Below are 18,459 nucleotides of genomic sequence, written 5' to 3' on the forward strand. Positions count from 1 at the left end.
CCTTTATCATTTCATTCTACCAAAGTGTACCGTTTATTGCGCTATGATTCATTTCATCGCAAGCGGTTGCTATCCTGTGAGTTATAAAAAAAGGCATCCTCAGCCCGCATGAACTTTGAGGATACTCTTTTGGCATATCCTAATCAGCATAAATCCTCTAAAGGTCAGGACAGCTTGGGACTACAAACCATCCATATGTAAACGCTCAACTACTCTCTACTTTATAATGCTTTTCTAGCAGTTCCTTAAAAACATCAATCGGGTACTTGTATTGATCCGTTTTGAACACAATTCGGTTATTCCATTGATTCTTTTCCAGCTCGCATCCATGCTCCATATCCAGTTCCTTCATAATAAATATAATCTCATCTAAGGTTACCATCACACTATGTCTGTTCGTTGTAGTCGCCAGCATCTGCTCGCCTTCCTGTATGTATGCCTTAACGATCTGTTCATCAAACCCTTCGCTGATCATTAATTCCTTCAAAGTTTGTACAAAAAGAGCTGGAAGATTTTTGTACTGCGATTTTTTAATTCCAAACAGCGTGACGCTTAAGCGGGAAATATCATGCATAAACACAATATTTTTTCTGCGATTTAGTAAGAACAATCTGGCATGCCAACTATTCAAAGGCGGATAAATATCAACTTGAAGTGGTTCAGTCTCCCATTCCTTCAGCAGTTTTTCTGTTCCTCGTATAACAAACATCATTGCTCTCCTTTATTGACGGTCCTGTACCGTAGCTCATGATCTGGCATACCTAGTCTCTCACATCAGGCATACCCCGGATATTATAACTCCGTATTCCAAACATCGGATTATAGACTATTTCAGTATGATATAGGAAGGCGGTGAATTTCCAGTAGCTTAATTACATCTTACGCTGGGGATGGAGAAAAAAATCTACTTGAGTGCCTTCAGGTTGAGAATATTAATAGTAACTTTGGAGAAAGCCTTGCTTCTACAAGGTTTTCTCTTTTATCTAAAAAAGAATAACTGAGTAAAGAATATAGTAGAGTTAAGTCACATGTCAGCAGATTAACTGTTCTGAGCCAAAATCGTAAGAACATCTGTATTAAAAAGCTGACTTCTTGGGATAAGAAGTCAGCTTTTTACAATTTAGGCCAAAGCCTTTTCTAATTATTCACAAATGTATTGCGGTTTAAATAGAGTTTTTTATTCTTGTCTACTAACTATACTTTTAATATTTTCTTTAAATGTACTTAGTTTTTGCCCATCAATATATGGATTGTTTTCTGCGTCAATACTATTAAGACTAGCTTGTTCTTTTAACGCCTGATTGACCGCATAAACGTTTCCGTTTTTAATGTCAAATTTACCTTGATATTCACCAGCCACAAAGTAAATTGGATTAATTTTAGGATCTTGTCCCTTTTTCAAAAATAAAACGAGTTCATCGCCTTGCTTAAGGTAGGGATTGTCTGTTTTTTCAACAATATTGTCTGTTTTTATTCCTAATTGGGTAATAACAATATTTTTTTCTGATTCTGTTCCTTATTAATAAAGATCATTAATACCAAACACATCTTCGCTAGGCTGTGGAGTGTAAATTCTCCAATTATCATAGCATTGTGGTGTAGTTGGATACATCAAGCATTTACTAAAGTCTTCATCTAGTCCTAAGACATGTCCTAGCTCATGAGCAGCTACTGATTGTGCCTTCTGAGAAGAATAACAAATAACATTATTGGACTGAGCAGAAAGATTCTGAAAACAAGAACTTGATTGAATTGGGATGCGAGTTAGCAGAATCATAGGACCATGCAAAAAACCGAAAGACCTTCCTACATAGGAAGGTCTTCATAGGCCCTCTCGTACCCTGCCGGATCGGCAGATTGTATAAAAGGGGGCGGTGGATACGATTTTAACCTAACGTTTTTTCTCCTTACAAAAACAGCATTTTATTTACTGATTTTCTCTATCACTTCAAGTTCTTGCGTGGAATAATATTCCTTATCATATTCTGTTAAGTAAAATGCTTTTGGTTCCTCTGAAACTCTTAACACAATAGATCGAAAATCATGCTCGTGAAATTGAGTATAATTTTTATTATAAAAATAATCACTCTGTCTTAAATCGTGATTGATATGATATGGGTATAATTCGTGTTCCTTTTTACTGATTTTCTCTATCACTTCAAGTTCTTGCGTGGAATAATATTTCTTATCATCTTCTGTTAAGTAAAATGCTTCTGGTTCCTCTGAAACTCTTAACACAATAGATTGAAAATCATGCTCGTGAAATTGAGTGTAATTTTTATTATAAAAATAATCACTCTGTCTTAAATCGTGATTGATATGATATGGGTATAATCCGTGTTCCTTAGAAGCAAACCAAACGTTTTCCAACGTCATGCCCTTTTTTGTAGCTTGTCCATTTTGTTCTTTTTCCGTTTTCATTTGATCCTTCATATCCATTCCTAACACTCTCCTATTCTAAGCTATCGTCTATTCCTTTGGACTATTTCCCGAGCTTGGTCAATCGTGTAACCCTTACGAATATAATAATTCTCCTCCACATACTCCATGTGTCGATCAACCTTTTCTGGCATTGTTTCAGGACTCCAACCTTCTTGGATAGCCCTACGAAGAAAATTTAATGGTGACTTAACTGGACGTGGTGACTGTCTCATAATAAGTAATAATTCCAATACTCGTTCAAAAGGTAACGGTCTTAGTCGTCCGTCCATTTGCTTGCTTAAAAGTTACATTTACGTATACGTAAATGTAATCGTATATGTATACGTAAATGTTTATAATTGAGAAACAGACCGCCCCAGGTCAAAGGAGACGGTCTGCCCCATAAAGCCCATCTTGTAAGCCGCCGCCTTTATTTAAAGCGACTGCCCGAGAGCCGTGTTACCAGCACGGTTCTCCTGAAACAAGTATAACACCTCGCTCAAATGTAATAAATTCCTTTTGTGGGCGTTCATTTCAAATAAGGATTTGGATGAAATAGGTTTTGCATACACGCCCTAATAAATAAAAGAGGCTATCTGCGATCCACGCAGATTGTGTTACGAACCCTATCCCAAGTATCAGGAAGAAACTGTTTACATATAATTGACTTAGCTAAAATACCATCAATTAAGCATTGGTTTGATCCAATGTTTCAATAGAAGTAAAGCTATTCAGAATCTCTTTAGCTATCAGCAATCCAAAGCAGAAAACAATCTCTTATAAAATTGTTACAAAAGTAGGACGCTTACCATGGTACAGCTGATTTTTCAAGAAATATAGCTAGCCTCCAAACAAGATGATGGACACAGGATAACTATTTTAGGTTTTTCAACTTTTCATCATGTTGGAGAGCTTGGAAACAAACAGCCTTTAACGCTCCTCCAAAAATTCCCCTATTCAAATTCGTTGGATTTTTTTTATGGAAATCCCCTCCACCACTCTATATAATTCAGATACAGTTCGCCACACGAGCTAATCTAAAAATTAGGGGTGTTCCACACCTATGCCACAGCATATTTTACTTATTGAAGACGATCTATCTATTGCTGAAATGCTGCTTAAAGCACTCACCAAGGAGGGCTACAATTTAACCACCGCTTCTGACGGGGAAGAAGGGCTTAATGCCTTTGAACGTCATACTTACGATCTGATCCTCGTGGATTTGATGATGCCGAAGGTTGACGGTATGGAGGTAATCCGGCAAATTCGTACCCGCAGCGCCGTGCCGATTCTGATTATGTCGGCTAAGGACAGCGATGTGGATAAAGCGCTTGGACTAGGCTTCGGGGCAGACGATTATGTTGCCAAACCTTTTTCAATGCTTGAGATGACAGCTCGTATTCAGTCCGCAATCCGCAGATCGACTACATATGCCCGTCTGCAACAGCAGGAGGAACAGCCGCAAGCACAAGTTTTGACCTATGGAAATCTACGCATTGATTTTGATCATTTTACAGTCATACGCGATGGAAATGAAATTCAGCTAACAGCCAAAGAAACCGATATTCTGAAGCTGTTTGCATCCAATCCGAACCGAGTATTTACGAAAGCTCAATTATACGGGTTTATTTGGAAAGACGATTATATGGGTGATGAGAATGTGATTAACGTCCATATTCGCCGCCTACGTGAAAAAATTGAAGAAGATCCCTCTCACCCTGTCCATATTAAAACGCTGTGGGGCATCGGCTACAAATGGGAGAATGGCTGATATGATCATCGAAACTATTTTTGAATGGATTGTCATCCTCATAATGTCCGTCGTTATCCTATGGCTTTGGCGGGAACGTGTAGCCCATAAGCGTAAAATCAAGAATGTCCGAACCCTACTTGAGCGGATCGTGACCGTGAATCATGCGGAAAAGCTGCTATATGTCACAGGTGACGTTGAACTGCAGCGACTCATGACGGAAATTAACCGACTACTAGACTTAAATCTGAGGGTATCAGCCGATTACAACCGGGGCCAAATCGCTATGCGCAAAATGATTTCAAATATTTCTCACGATCTCAAGACCCCGCTTACCGTTGTGCTTGGTTATGCCGAGATGCTGGATGGCGATCCAGATATTTCGCCAGAAGAACGTATAAAGCTGCTATCCAGAATTCATCAAAAGACAAGCGAAGCGATTGAGTTGATCGGAAGCTTTTTTAGTTTGGCGAAGCTGGAAGCCAACGATACGGATATTCCACTGACCCGACTGGAGATAGGAGAACTGTGCAGACGCAGCATTTTGGAGTTTTATGATCTGCTGACGGCTCAGGGTTTTACGGTACATATTGACATCCCGGAGCATCCCATACATGCCTTGGGGAACGAAGGAGCCATTGGGCGGGTGCTGAGCAATCTGATTTCAAATGCCATTCGCTACGGGGCAGAGGGTCGAACGCTAGGCCTGACGCTGTCAGAACAGCAGGATACAGTGCGTATAGAAGTGTGGGATCGTGGAAAAGGCATACAGGAGCCGGAGCAGGATAAGGTTTTTGAACGCATGTACACACTTGAGGATTCCCGTAATAAGGCGGTACAGGGCAGTGGACTGGGTCTTACGATTGCCAAGCGCCTGGTTGAATGCATGAATGGAGAGATGCAATTGACCAGCAAGCCTTATGAGCAGACCGTCTTCTCTTTTACCTTGAAGAAGATCAACTATTAAGCGAACTGCTCAACTTAATAAATTTGTAAGGATTGCGAAAGAAAAATGAACATTTCGCCCTTTATTCTTGAATTATCAACAGCACACGAAGGGAGAACACCCATGACTTACATATTACGTACACATCAGCTGACCAAAGCCATGAAGGGCAATGAAATTGTAGCAGGGGTCAGTATGAATGTGCGCAAGGGGGAAACCTATGGCTTTCTCGGTCCCAATGGAGCGGGTAAGACGACGGTGATGAAAATGATTACCAACCTGCTCAAGCCGACCTTGGGCGAGATTGAATTGTTCGGTGAAAAGCTAACGCCACAGTCTTATCATCTGCTCGGACGGATGGGTTCGATTATTGAATATCCGATTTTTTATGAAAGGCTGACAGCTCAGCAAAATCTCGAACTTCATTGTGAATACATGGGCTATTATAATAAGCAGGCTGTCCGGGATGCACTGGAATTAGTGAATTTGCGGAATGCAGATGACAAGCCGGTAAAAGACTTTTCACTCGGAATGAAGCAGCGTCTCGGGATTGCCCGAGCCATTGCGACCAAGCCTGAGCTACTCATTTTAGATGAACCGATTAACGGTCTGGACCCGGTGGGAATCAAGGAAATTCGGCAGTTATTCCATATGCTATGCAAGGAATATGGGATGACGCTGCTCGTGTCCAGTCATATATTAGCGGAAATTGAGCAGATTGCGGATACAATAGGCGTGATTAATCACGGACGGCTGATTGAGGAAGTTTCGATGGAACAGGTACGGGATACCAATACGGAATATATCGAATTTACGACCAATGATTGTAAAAAAGCAGCCTACATCCTCTCCCACCATCTGAGTCTGAATAATATAAGGGTGCTTAATGAACAGAGTATACGTATTTACGATACTAGTGTACCGCAGAAGCAAATTACGAAAACGCTCATTTTAAATGATGTAGAGGTCGATTCCATTCATCAGAAGAGCAGTACGCTGGAAGACTACTTTTTACGTCTGTTACATGGAGGGGATCACAATGCTTAAATTGATACAGTTGGAGATGAAAAAGCTTCATCTGGTGGGTTATATCCGTTCAGCGCTGATCGCCAACGCTTGCATTCTAGGGTTGCTCAGTACTATTGCACTGGACAGCCAAAATGAAGGAGTACCCGAATTTACACAGTACGCTCAGCTTCTCGATCTTATGGACAATATGGTGAGGGCAACGTTTATTGTATTTGCCTCCGTTCTACTGTGCCGTTTTATCGTAGGAGAATTTAAATCCAAATCGATTACAATCTTGTTCATGTATCCGATTCATCGTCAAAGGCTAATGATCGCCAAGCTCTTGATTGTGCTGCTGTTTACATTCTTGTCTATTGTAATCTCGGAAATCATCATTACGGCTGCGATCCATTTGCTCAACCAGTTTGTCATAATTGTACCGGATAAGCTCACTCTTTCCATACTAGCCGAGCAATCAGCGCGCACGCTAATCAATGCCGTGGCCGCCAGTTTTATGGGATTGGTTCCGCTGTATATGGGAATGCGAAGATACTCTGTACCCACGACCATTGTGACCTCGATTCTGATTGTAGCATTGCTTTTCTCCAATAATAACGGTGCTACCCTTAGCTCCATTGCCCCCGTGCAAATCAGCTTCTCTGTGCTGGGAATGCTTGTGGCTTATGCGGCAATTCGGCGCATTGAGTATAAGGATATTGCCTAGTAAAAGGATTAAACATAGAACGCTTTCATAAAAAGATGAAAATCCTTGCTTGATATACACACATTTTTCACTGGACTTCATTCCAAAACAGGTATATCCTATAGGAGAAATTAAAAAACGGAATAAGGATCTTCGGGGTAGGGTGAGATTCCCAACCGGCGGTATGGCTCATGGAGCTAAGCCCGCGACTCTGTATCTGGCAACAAGATACGGACTGATTTGGTGAGATGCCAAAGCCGACGGTAAAGTCCGGATGGAAGAAGATCGAAATATGAACATGCCGCAAAGTCGATGAATACTGCATTATGGTTGTGCAGTGACTTCATTTAACTTGCATCAAACGGCAAGTTTATTTGATCAACCCCCGTCTTGCATGGCCTTCGCCATGGACGGGGGTTTTTGTGCCACCGGTCCTGTATTCGCAAGGAGCTAAATAAGTATGAGTCAATCATCAACTGTACTAACATCCAAGGATTTTGATCGTAGCTCCCACATGAAAAGCGGTTTTTGGCTAGTCGCGATTGGAGCGGCCTTGTGGGGCGCAGACCCGCTGTTTCGTATTATTTTGTTAAAATCATTTACCTCAACACAAATCGTACTGATGGAGCATGCGCTACTCTTTATCGCTCTGACGCCGATGCTGTGGAAGCATCGCGAGGAGCTTAAAACGATACGATTTCGTCAGGTTTTCGCTATTTTGTTTGTCTCATGGGGTGGCTCGGCACTGGCCAGTGTGATTTTCACCATGGCACTCAGCAACGGTGATCTGAATGCCGTACTTTTACTTCAGAAGCTTCAACCTTTGGTTGCTATTATTCTGGCCCGCGTGATATTGAAGGAAATGTTACCGCGTCATTTTGGAATATTAATTGTCATCGCTCTGTTCGGGACGTATCTTCTGACCTTCGGTTGGTCGCTTCCCTTTGGACATGTTCATGATTTTGTTCAAGTTGGTAGTCTGCTTGCACTGGGTGCAGCGATTCTGTGGGGCGGTTCGACCGTTATGGGCAGCTACTTGCTCCGTTCGATGAAATATGAAACGGTAACCTCCCTTCGCTTCATGGTGGCGCTCCCTCTGCTCATTGTTCTCACCTCTGTGGAGCATGCTCCGTGGAATATGCCTACAGGTACATGGGCGGGCGCAGCTGTAATTATCAACTTGCTGCTGCAGGCATTGCTTCCGGGTCTTCTCAGCTTATTACTGTATTACAAAGGCTTAAGTACAACCAAAGCTTCTTATGCTACGATGGCAGAATTGAGCTTTCCTATGGTAGGTGTTGTGATTAACTGGATCGCTTTCCAACAAATCGTTACCGTAGCGCAATTAACTGGTTTTATGCTTATCTGGGTTACACTCTTTATGATTTCTCGTCAGCAAAAAAATTAACAGATCCATTTGCTTTATACTCACCTCAAGCCTCAAGCCAAATCATGAAGGTGCTTTTGCATCTCTGATTTGGCTTTTTATGTATGCATATTCATACCGTGATTAGCCCTTAAGAACTATTTTTAAAAAAATGTACCTAAAACATGCCTTGATTCATCATTTTTTAAGATTACATCTATAAAATTAGTCGATTTCTGTCGAATAAAACAATGTAGTGACCATCAGACACAGAGGAGAAAAAACATGACTAAAGAAAAACAAACAGTTCCGTGGTGGAACAGGTTTCTCAAGCAGTTTTATTTAATGAGGACAAAATTAATCATTTCTTTTTTGGCTGTGTTATTGATTCCGAGCTTACTTATTGGATACTTTTCTTATCAGGGGGCTACGACACAGCTCAGTCAGCAAATGGCTAATTCCGTATACACGAATCTGTATCTGATCCAAAGCAATGTCAATCAGTATGTATCCCCGATCATGAAGGACGTGGACGTCCTTACCAGTGAAATCCAAGCTGATTCCATTGGTTCCGATCAAGAAGCCCTTCAGAAAAAATTGGATGACATCGTCAAAGCTCATCCTGAGTTAGATGCCGCGCTCCTTGGCAATGCGAAAGGAGAATATATCCGTTCTCCGCTAAAAAAGGAGGCTGATTATGATCCTAGGGAGAGAAAATGGTACAAAAATGCGATGCTACATAAGGGCAACATATTTGTCGGTGTTCCAGTTGCCAGCGTTACGACAGGGAACCTAGTAGTTAATGTATCGGCAACGCTGAAGAACGGTGAAGGGGCTGTTGCATTGGCTTTGAATCTGGACAAGATGGGGGACAGTCTGCAGTCTGTTAAGATAGGCGAACGCGGAGGACTCATCATTGTTGATTCTGATCATAAAGTTGTATCTGGAGCTGGAACAGCCTTTGACAAGACTGGCAAAAAACCGGCTGACACTATGGAGGGACTTCCCAAAGTGGCGGCAACCGGAGAAAATGATACTCCTTCCGTGTCGCAAATTAAATTTATGAATCGGGATGTGCTGGCCTTTACACTTAAGGACCCTCTCACTGGATGGAATATTGTTGCATTATCGGATCTGGAGGATTACAGTGATGCAGCCCAACCGATTCTGAGGCAAAGCCTGATTGTAATTGTTATTTCCATACTGGCCGCTGCGATCATCATAGTGCTAATGATCCGCTCATTCCTGATCCCTCTCAAGAAGCTGCAAGCAGGGACACGGATCGTCCGTGATGGAAATCTGACCGAACGTGTAAATCTGTCTAGGAAGGACGAGTTCGGCGAGCTGGCACAGAATTTTGACCAGATGACACATTCCTTGCATTCGATGGTCTCCGAGGTCAACCAAACGTCCTCCCGACTTGCATCCTCTTCCCTGATAATCAAGGAGAGCACAGAGCAAACGACGGAGTCCGTACAACACGTAGCGGAAACGGTTATGGAATCCGCAGAAAATGCAGCAACCAGCGCCGAGGCATCCGAGCAAACTGCCAATGCTGTTGAAGAAATGGCGAAGGGTGTCAGCACGATTGCCGAATCGGCAAGCTCCATCGTGGATTCAGCAGGACAAACCGAGCAGGACGTAGCTCAAGGCAGTCAAATGATTAGCCATGTGCGGACACAGATGGACCGCATTCTGGAAGCTGTAAGTCAAACGGCTAGCCTGATGGATGAGCTATCCCAACTCTCGGACGATGCGAAGCAAATGAATGCGGCTATAGCTGCCATTGCCAAGCAAACTAATTTGTTGTCCCTGAACGCATCTATTGAAGCCTCCAGAGCAGGCGAAGCTGGGCGTGGATTTGCCGTAGTCGCTATTGAGGTACGCAAACTGTCTGAACAGTCCAAGGAAAGCGCTGATTCCATCAGTCAGATCATTACGCAGATGCTCGATTTGATTCAACGCTCTACCGCCACGATGAATGGCAATGTTCGTAATCAGGTTGGTGAAGGATTACGAATTAGCCAAGATGCAGAAGGTGCATTTACAAATATTGAACGCTCTACTTCTCATATCGTGGAACAAATTCAAAGTGTGTCCGCTGCTGCTGAACAAATCTCAGCCAGCACGGAGGAGGTTTCCGCCACTGTTACCCATTTGGCAAGCCTATCCCGCAATTCGGCGGACAGTTCGCAGACAACCTCCGCTGCCGCTCAAGAGCAGATGGCAGCCATGGAGGAAATCGCATCTTCCTCACAAGAGTTGTCCAACATGGCACAGGATCTGCAAGAGCTGGTTAAGCGATTTAAGATTTAGCTTCCACAGCTATTTTTGAAATTTCATCAACAAAAGCTCAACAGCGCTTTATCTGTTTACTAACAAAAGCCTTCGTCCGCATACAAAATACGGGCGAAGGCTTTTTCGTTGAATCCTTGAAACAATGTCTCGTATTTACCTATATGCTCATCTGCCCCGCTAGTTGGCGGCGTCTATCCCCTTCTGGATCATGTTCCACCATAATATTCTGATGAAAAATGGCTGTAGCTCGCTGTTGCTTGTCGTACATCGGCCATGCCGTCTCAGGCAGCATGGGCTTCCCTTCACGTGCAAAAGCAATCCATGCCTGCTGCATATCATGAGCAAGCTTCTGCATCGAAGGCTGAATCTCTAATCCCAGCTTGCCCAGCAGCTTCAGATTATCGAAAACAAAAGCAATTTCTGCACCGTGCACCGCTTGTTCAAAGGTAGGATGTCCCGGCAGGGTCCAATCAAAACGATACATCCATACCGATGCATACGCCGACTGTGCAGCGGCAAGAGCCAACGCGGGACGCCAAAAAATGAGATCGGTCAACATTTGCGCCTGTCCCTCAATGGTAACTGGAAAAGGTTCTATCAGGTCGCCAATGTCGGACATGCCTGTCATCATTTCTAATGCCTGACGTGCTGTTGGCTTGTTCATTAGATGGGATTCTTTGCGGATGAAATAGTTCCCCTCATGCAAGTTCGTTCCAATCATAACAGATACCTGTTTGGCTGAGCCTTGGGCGATTGCAGACAGGGGTACATCCGGCAAGGTCACCCCGTCTACAACGGGTTGATAAATCATCGCCATCCCTGGTCCGATGACTTCATGTGTTTTTGCCATAGCGAGCATCAACGCATCTGTCGGCAACGTAAACAATCGCTCAGGATGCTGAGTGTCTACACCCAGTTGCTGTAAATACACAGCCGCCACTTGCTCGGCCTGTGCAGTTGGCAACACCTGCGATGCCCCGCTCTGCAAAATTGCACGCTGGAACAGCCCCTCAGCGGCTGGCATCGCCAATAAAGCGGCAATACTCATCGCGCCTGCCGATTCACCGAACACCGTTACTTCATCCGGGTTGCCGCCAAAGGCAGAAATATGATCTCTAACCCATTTCAGCGCAGCGATTTGATCCAACAGTCCGGCATTTGAGGTCAGCCCATTTCCCTTTGGAGTCAAATGCAAAAATCCTAACGGCCCTAACCGATAATTGATCGTAACTACAACAACATCGCCATTCTTCGCCATGCGTTCCCCGTCATATAAAGGTATAATCCCAGATCCAGTGACAAAGGCACCACCATGAATCCACACCATCACCGGACGTCCCTTCTCAGGAGCCTTCGAAGCTGGTGTCCAAATGTTCAGGTACAAGCAATCCTCGGACTGCTCTGGCGGTTCCACCAGATTTCCAGTCATACTTTCAGCGGAGGGCATGGGTTGCGGACAGATGGGTCCGAAACTCGTCGCAGTCCGTACACCCTCCCACGGCTCCAAAGGCTGTGGCCCATGAAAACGTAGTTTTCCAACAGGAGGCTGTGCATATGGAACACCTTTCCACACATGATATCCATTCTCTGTTTCTCCACGTAATTGACCTAGACGAGTATGTACTGTATTACTTTCCATAATGAACCCTCCTTTATCTCGTATGTTCAACATAACGGTATAATATCAATCTTTACATATCTCTATTATACCCTTTGTGCAGGACCAAACCAAAAAATACCGGAAGCGCTTTTGCGCTCCGGCATTTTGTAAACAGGATGGGCGGATCGTGATTAGTCCCGAACCTCTTCTTTCGGAATCAGCTTGTAAATTTCTTCGCTTTCCATTGAATCAATCAATCGGTCTAGCCACTTGTAATAAGCCACAGCCTGCTTCATTTTCATACGGTCTTGCTGAAGAATCGCCTTAAATTCCTCGTATTCTTCACCCTGCGCCATCAATTTGTCCAGTTCATCGATGGCTTTGCGTAGGACGAGTAAATTTGTTTCTACTGCTTTTCTCCACTTAATAGCGAAGAAGTCAGTAAATGTTTGATACCAATCATACTCGACTTCATACAAGTCCTTGCGTGAGCCCTTGCTCCATACCTTGTTCACCATTTTCAGATCCAACAACGTTCGAACTCCTGTACTCATGCTCGTTTTGCTCATTTCCATTTCACGGCCCATCTCATCCAGCGTCATCGGTTTATCCGCAAAAAAAAGCAAACCGTACAAATGCCCCGCGGACAGAGTGATCCCATATAGGTCCATGTTTTTACCTATAGCTTCTATGACACGTTTGCGAATTTTTTGCAGCGATGCCTGCTGCTCATCACCTAACTGGTACAAGCTCATGCTTGCAACCTCCTAATTTTAGAGCATTTTGCACAACCTAGTATGAACGACTGACCCGTAAAGGATTAGCTTTGACGCAATATATGAAATCTTTCAATACTGAATGAAATGTTTCAAAAGCAAAGCTTCTGTCTATATTACAACAGCATGATCGTTCAAAATCATAATTCGCAAAATTGCTAATGATAGTAAACTTTTAAAATTATGGATATACATAAATCTTTTTCTTATGGTCATATTTCATTGTCTATTTTAAAAAAAGCACTATCAGTTGTAAAGTTCCGAATGTTTGAGCATTCTAAAGAACGAAGGAGTATATCGAAGGAAAGTTTGTACAGTTTTTTCTGTATGTACTTTACGAACAGTTTTTTTGTTTGAAATGTAAGCAATGCTTCTGTTACAATTAATTTTGTCATTAACCGTTCAGGATGTACAGAATTATGATTTTTATACTCAATCCATCATGCAACATGGGGTTAATACCAAGCAAAGTATAGAAAGAAGAGGTGTATGTATGACGATTTTGGAAGTCAAAAATGTCAGCAAACTCTTTGGTCCTCACGCAGAGCAAGGTGTTCCGCTCCTGGAGCAAGGCTGGGGCAAGGAAAAGCTGGCCAAAGAAAAACAGATTACTGTTGGTGTTAATAAGGCCAACATGGAAATTAAGCAAGGTGAAATTTTCGTAATTATGGGGTTATCAGGTAGCGGCAAGTCCACTTTGGTGCGAATGCTAAATCGCTTGATTGAGCCTACCTCCGGTGAAATTCTGGTCCACGGCAAAGATCTCCGTAAGATGAACAAAGAACAACTCCGCGAAGTTCGTCGAAAAACCATCAGTATGGTTTTTCAAAAGTTCGCCCTGTTCCCACATCGGACTGTATTGGAAAATGTAGAATACGGTCTTGAAATTCAAAAGGTAGATAAAGCACAACGCCAGGAAAAGGCACAACAAGCGCTGGAACTGGTTGGTCTTAAAAACTGGGGTGATAAGATGCCCGATGAGTTAAGTGGCGGTATGCAGCAGCGTGTCGGTCTAGCACGGGCACTCGCGAATGACCCTGAAGTTCTCCTGATGGATGAAGCATTCAGCGCATTGGATCCTCTCATTCGCCGTGACATGCAAGATGAGCTGCTGGAGCTTCAAGATAAAATGAAGAAAACAATTGTCTTTATCACCCATGATCTGGATGAAGCGCTGCGGATTGGTGACCGGATTGCATTGATGCGGGACGGAGTGGTCGTACAAATTGGTACACCGGAAGAAATTATGATCCAACCAGCTAACTCTTATGTAGCCCGCTTCGTCGAGGATGTGGATCTGTCCAAAGTATTGACGGCTGCTCATGTCATGCTTCGTCCAGAAACCATCACTATGGACCGCGGTCCGCGTGTAGCTCTAGAATTGATGCGAGAGCGTGGGATTTCCAATCTATTCGTCATTGATCGCACCAAAAAGCTACTGGGTGTTATTAATGCCGAGGATGCTGTTCATGCTCTGCGCAACAATCTGAAGATTGAAGATATTTTGATCACTGACGGACCGCAGGTTACTGCTGAAACTGTCATTAATGATCTGTTTGAAATTACAAGCTCGTCCAAGGTGCCACTGGCTGTCGTCGATGACAAGCAGAAGTTGCTGGGCGTTATCGTCCGTGGAGCTTTACTGGGTGCACTAAGTGGAGATGTACCTACTACAAAGGAGGTGAATGCCCATGATACCGAAACTGCCAATCGCTGAGTGGATTCAATCCATTGTAGACTGGATGGGTATTCATCTGGCTGGATTGTTTAATGTTATTTCTTCGGTTATAGAAGCCGTAGTTGGCTTCTTCTCTGGCTTGTTTATGCTTCCGCACCCTCTGGTGTTCATCGTGATCATCGGGATTATCGCCTTTATGATTGGGCGGGTACAGCTTACACTGTTTACTGTCATCGGCTTCCTGCTGATTGATAATCTCGGCTATTGGAGTGAAACGATGAATACGCTCGGACTAGTCATCACGTCTGCGCTTGTATCCATTGTTATCGGGATTCCGATCGGAATCTGGTGTGCATACAGTAAATCAGCATCACGCATTATCACGCCTTTACTTGATTTTATGCAGACGATGCCTGCGTTCGTGTACTTGCTCCCGGCGGTTACCTTTTTCAGCTTGGGTGTTGTACCAGGTGTTATCGCATCAGTTATCTTTGCGATCCCCCCAACCATTCGCATGACCAACTTGGGGATTATGCAAGTATCGGATGAGCTGGTTGAAGCCTCTGATGCATTTGGTTCAACATCGGCGCAAAAGCTGTTTAAAGTACAGCTGCCACTGGCATTGCCTACCTTAATGGCTGGTATTAATCAGACGATTATGCTGTCACTGTCCATGGTTGTTATTGCTTCCATGATCGGTGCGGAAGGCATCGGTGCAGTTGTGTATCGTGCTGTGACCCAGCTGCAAATTGGTAAAGGTTTTGAAGCCGGCTTGGCTGTGGTCGTTCTGGCTATTGTGCTTGACCGCTTTACACAAAACCTGTTTAAACCGACGAAAAAAAGCAAAAGTCGTGTATCCAGCAAGCAAAAAGTATGGATCACTTCAGCAGTTACAGCAGTTATTCTGATCGCTGGCGCATCTCAATATTTTGTTGGAACTGATCATTCCGCTGCTGGTAAAGGTAATGCTGCCAATCCGATTGGCGCAGAGGTTGATTATAAAATTATTGGTATTGATGCCGGGGCAGGCATTATGAAGTCGACGGCTAAAGCAATTCAAGACTACAATTTGTCTGATTGGAAGCTAGTCGAAGGTTCTGGTGCGGCCATGACAGCCACACTGGACAAAGCCATTAAAGCGAAAAAACCGATCATTATTACCGGTTGGACTCCTCACTGGATGTTCAACAAGTATGATCTCAAATATTTGGAAGACCCTAAAAAGTCTTATGGTGAAGCTGAGGGTATTCATACGATTGCCCGTAAAGGTTTGCAGCAGGATGCTCCTACTGCTTATGAGTTTCTAAAACGTTTCAAATGGACAGCGGAAGATATGGGTGAAATGATGGTTGCTATCCAAGGCGGAACCAGTCCAGAGCAAGCTGCCAAGGATTGGGCAGAGAAACATGCCGACAAGGTTCAGGAATGGACTCAAGGACTGCAAACTGTCAATGGCGATACCTTTAAGCTAAGCTATGTAGCTTGGGATTCGGAAATTGCGAGTACGAATTTGCTGAAATATATAATGGAAAACAAATTGGGTTATAAAGTAACCGCACTGCAAGTTGAAGCAGGTCCTATGTGGACGGGTGTCGCTAGTGGTGATGTAGATGCCTCCCCGGCTGCATGGCTGCCGTTAACGCATGCGGATTACTGGACTAAATACAAAGATAAGCTCGACGACCTAGGTGCGAATATGACTGGTGTTAAAACCGGGTTGGTCGTTCCAGCTTACATGAATGTTAAATCAATTACTGAATTGCAGGGGAACGGAGCCGAAGCGGCTCCGGCTTCCGCCGCTACTGGGGACTTTGGCAAGGAGGTCGGCTACCGTATTGTCGGTACCGACCCTGGCGCCGGACTGATGAAGCTGACTGCTAAAGCTATCAGTGACTATGGATTGTCTGACTGGAAACTGCTTGAAAGCTCTGGAGCTGCTATGACCGCTACACTGGATAAAGCTATCAAAGCCAAGCAGCCTATCGTTGTAACCGGTTGGACTCCTCACTGGATGTTTAACAAGTATGATTTGAAATACTTAAAAGACCCTAAAAAAGCATACGGTGATAAAGAAGAAATTCATACCATTGCCCGCAAAGGCTTGAAACAGGATGCTCCTGTGGCTTATGAATTTCTAAGCCGTTTCAAGTGGACTGCTGATGATATGGGTGAAGTGATGATCGCAATTCAAGATGGTACTCCCCCACAGCAGGCTGCCAAGAACTGGGCTGATAAGCATCCTGATAAGGTACAGGAATGGATCAAGGGCTTGCAGCCCGTCAACGGCGATCCCCTGAAGCTGAGCTACGCTGCTTGGGATTCTGAAATTGCCAGTACGAACGTATTGAAATATGTATTGGAACAAAAATTAGGCTATAAAGTAACAGCGCTGCAAGTGGAAATCGGTCCTATGTGGACAGGCGTGGCTGGCGGAAGTGTAGATGCTACTGCAGCCGCCTGGCTTCCATTGACGCATGCTGATTATTGGGCTCAATATAAGGATAAAGTAGATGACATCGGAACCAGCATGACTGGCGTTATGTCCGGACTTGTCGTTCCATCCTATGTACCGATTGATTCTATTGAGGATCTTAAAACGCAATAATACTTTTCCACTTTTAAATTATACTAATAAATAAAAGGCAGATCAGGGTTACTCCTGATCTGCCTTTTTGATTAAAATTGCTCTCAGCCTTTAAGTGTAAATCCTTCTTGTACGGGCATATCGGCATGCTGTGCTGTCGTCTGATGCTGCCTAAAGAATAACGGATAGATCACGAAGGCCACCAGCAGACTCACACAACCAATGACGCCCAGAGCAATCAAATCCTTAAAGATGTAGGTGATATCCAGTCCCTTGAGAGTAATGTTCCGTACAGCGTCCAAATAATACGTTAATGGCAATATTTCAGCAAGTCCTCGCAAGAAGCCGGGCATTGCTTCCAATGGCCACGTATAGCCTGACAGCATAAAGGAAGGAACAGCAATGAGCATCAGAGTTTGTGTCGCATCCACTCTGGTCTTGGAAAAGAGACTGAACAGGAACCCTAATCCACACAAAGCAAAGTTAAAGACCAACGACACCAAAATCAATGGTAGTACCTGTCCCCTAAACGGAATATCGAAGCATAGAGCGCTAATACTGAATACAGTCAGCACATTGAAAGCTCCCGCCGCATAATAGGGTGCCAGCTTGGCAATAGCCAAGCGCCACGGGGTATTTTTCCATGCGCCAAATCTTCCCCAAGTCCCTGCTTCCTTATCCCGCGTGCAAGACAACGCAATACCTAGCAGCAAACACTGCTGGAGAGCCGCAGAAATAACCCCCAACGGCATGAAAAGCTTATAATCATATACCGGGTTAAATAGCACTCTGGATCGGAACGGGATGGTAGTCAGCGTCGAGGCAGCCTGATCGGCGTTCATCCCTTTTTGCTTCATGGAATTAAGCGATACTCCCGCGCTCACGCTACTAATGACCTGATTGGCAATCCGACTGGCACTATTGGAATACATCATATTACTGCCGTCAATCAGCGTAAGCACAGGTGGATTTTCCCCATGCTTAAGCCGAGTGGTAAAGTTGTCGGGAATGACAATTCCGACCTTAGCTTCCCCAGTCTCCACCTGGCGGACTACATCATCCTGATTGGTCACTTGCCGTGTAACGGCAAATGAATCAGTCGCATCGAACGCCTGAATAATCTGGCGACTAAGCTGCGAATTATCTCCGTCATACACTGTGACAGGCATCTCGGTAATCCGCTGATGTGAATACAGGAAGCCGAATAGTATCGTATACACTATTGGCGTAATCAGCAGAATAGCCATAAAACGGCGGTCCCGGAAGATACTCAGCCATTCCTCGCGAAACACATCGCGGATACGAAGTCTTTCCTGTGAATCCTGCATA

Annotated in this window: 15 protein-coding genes and 1 riboswitch; of the genes, 8 read left to right on the top strand and 7 right to left on the bottom strand. The window is 44.0% G+C overall.

Annotated elements, in window-relative coordinates; all coding sequences use genetic code 11:
- Positions 1 to 205: 205 nt before the first annotated feature.
- The 4 genes from C0638_RS01535 to C0638_RS25495 form a co-directional block, all read right to left on the bottom strand.
- Entirely contained in the window at positions 206 to 709 is a 504-nt protein-coding gene (locus tag C0638_RS01535; RefSeq protein ID WP_013369916.1) for a DUF6933 domain-containing protein, read from the bottom strand.
- Between the two features lie 468 nt (positions 710 to 1,177).
- Positions 1,178 to 1,402 carry a hypothetical protein gene (locus tag C0638_RS01540; RefSeq protein WP_013369915.1) on the bottom strand — a complete coding sequence of 75 codons (225 nt, stop codon included), beginning with the start codon at positions 1,400 to 1,402 and terminating at the stop codon, positions 1,178 to 1,180.
- A 117-nt stretch (positions 1,403 to 1,519) separates the two neighbouring features.
- A complete protein-coding gene (locus tag C0638_RS26125; protein ID WP_102163316.1) occupies positions 1,520 to 1,777 on the bottom strand; it encodes a matrixin family metalloprotease in 258 nt (85 codons plus the stop codon).
- 146 nt (positions 1,778 to 1,923) lie between these two features.
- Entirely contained in the window at positions 1,924 to 2,439 is a 516-nt protein-coding gene (locus C0638_RS25495) for a hypothetical protein (RefSeq protein ID WP_025679856.1), read from the bottom strand.
- 1,045 nt (positions 2,440 to 3,484) lie between these two features.
- Here C0638_RS25495 and C0638_RS01560 point away from each other — a divergent pair.
- The 6 genes from C0638_RS01560 (at position 3,485) to C0638_RS01585 (ending at position 10,510) form a co-directional block, all read left to right on the top strand.
- Positions 3,485 to 4,192, top strand: a complete 708-nt coding sequence (locus tag C0638_RS01560) for a response regulator transcription factor (RefSeq protein WP_058710876.1) — start codon at positions 3,485 to 3,487, stop codon at positions 4,190 to 4,192.
- A gap of 1 nt (position 4,193) precedes the next feature.
- On the top strand, positions 4,194 to 5,138 hold the full coding sequence (locus C0638_RS01565) for a sensor histidine kinase (protein WP_058710875.1): 945 nt from the start codon (positions 4,194 to 4,196) through the stop codon (positions 5,136 to 5,138).
- Positions 5,139 to 5,240: 102 nt separating this feature from the next.
- Positions 5,241 to 6,164, top strand: coding sequence for an ABC transporter ATP-binding protein (locus C0638_RS01570; protein WP_058710874.1), 924 nt, complete (start codon positions 5,241 to 5,243; stop codon positions 6,162 to 6,164).
- Positions 6,157 to 6,849 carry an ABC transporter permease gene (locus tag C0638_RS01575; RefSeq protein WP_058710873.1) on the top strand — a complete coding sequence of 231 codons (693 nt, stop codon included), beginning with the start codon at positions 6,157 to 6,159 and terminating at the stop codon, positions 6,847 to 6,849. The genes C0638_RS01570 and C0638_RS01575 overlap by 8 nt, the downstream gene beginning before the upstream one ends.
- A gap of 124 nt (positions 6,850 to 6,973) precedes the next feature.
- Positions 6,974 to 7,118, top strand: a riboswitch (FMN riboswitch).
- A gap of 170 nt (positions 7,119 to 7,288) precedes the next feature.
- A complete protein-coding gene (locus C0638_RS01580) occupies positions 7,289 to 8,236 on the top strand; it encodes a DMT family transporter (protein WP_058710872.1) in 948 nt (315 codons plus the stop codon).
- Positions 8,237 to 8,479: 243 nt separating this feature from the next.
- On the top strand, positions 8,480 to 10,510 hold the full coding sequence (locus C0638_RS01585; RefSeq protein ID WP_058710871.1) for a methyl-accepting chemotaxis protein: 2,031 nt from the start codon (positions 8,480 to 8,482) through the stop codon (positions 10,508 to 10,510).
- A 139-nt stretch (positions 10,511 to 10,649) separates the two neighbouring features.
- Here C0638_RS01585 and C0638_RS01590 read toward each other — a convergent pair whose 3' ends face one another.
- Together C0638_RS01590 and C0638_RS01595 are read right to left on the bottom strand one after the other, a co-directional pair.
- On the bottom strand, positions 10,650 to 12,131 hold the full coding sequence (locus C0638_RS01590; protein ID WP_058710870.1) for a carboxylesterase/lipase family protein: 1,482 nt from the start codon (positions 12,129 to 12,131) through the stop codon (positions 10,650 to 10,652).
- A gap of 152 nt (positions 12,132 to 12,283) precedes the next feature.
- A complete protein-coding gene (locus C0638_RS01595; RefSeq protein ID WP_013369906.1) occupies positions 12,284 to 12,847 on the bottom strand; it encodes a GbsR/MarR family transcriptional regulator in 564 nt (187 codons plus the stop codon).
- A 514-nt stretch (positions 12,848 to 13,361) separates the two neighbouring features.
- On the opposite strand from C0638_RS01595, the gene C0638_RS01600 reads away from it, so the two are divergent.
- Both C0638_RS01600 and C0638_RS01605 read left to right on the top strand, forming a co-directional pair.
- Positions 13,362 to 14,585, top strand: a complete 1,224-nt coding sequence (locus tag C0638_RS01600; protein WP_014599546.1) for a quaternary amine ABC transporter ATP-binding protein — start codon at positions 13,362 to 13,364, stop codon at positions 14,583 to 14,585.
- Complete coding sequence (locus C0638_RS01605) at positions 14,560 to 17,151, top strand: glycine betaine ABC transporter substrate-binding protein (protein WP_058710869.1); 2,592 nt, start codon at positions 14,560 to 14,562, stop codon at positions 17,149 to 17,151. The genes C0638_RS01600 and C0638_RS01605 overlap by 26 nt, the downstream gene beginning before the upstream one ends.
- A gap of 83 nt (positions 17,152 to 17,234) precedes the next feature.
- Here C0638_RS01605 and C0638_RS01610 read toward each other — a convergent pair whose 3' ends face one another.
- Positions 17,235 to 18,458 carry an ABC transporter permease gene (locus C0638_RS01610; RefSeq protein ID WP_013369903.1) on the bottom strand — a complete coding sequence of 408 codons (1,224 nt, stop codon included), beginning with the start codon at positions 18,456 to 18,458 and terminating at the stop codon, positions 17,235 to 17,237.
- Position 18,459 lies beyond the last annotated feature (1 nt).

It is taken from the genome of Paenibacillus sp. lzh-N1, from assembly GCF_002872435.1.
In the GTDB taxonomy this organism is placed as follows: Bacteria; Bacillota; Bacilli; order Paenibacillales; family Paenibacillaceae; genus Paenibacillus; species Paenibacillus polymyxa_C.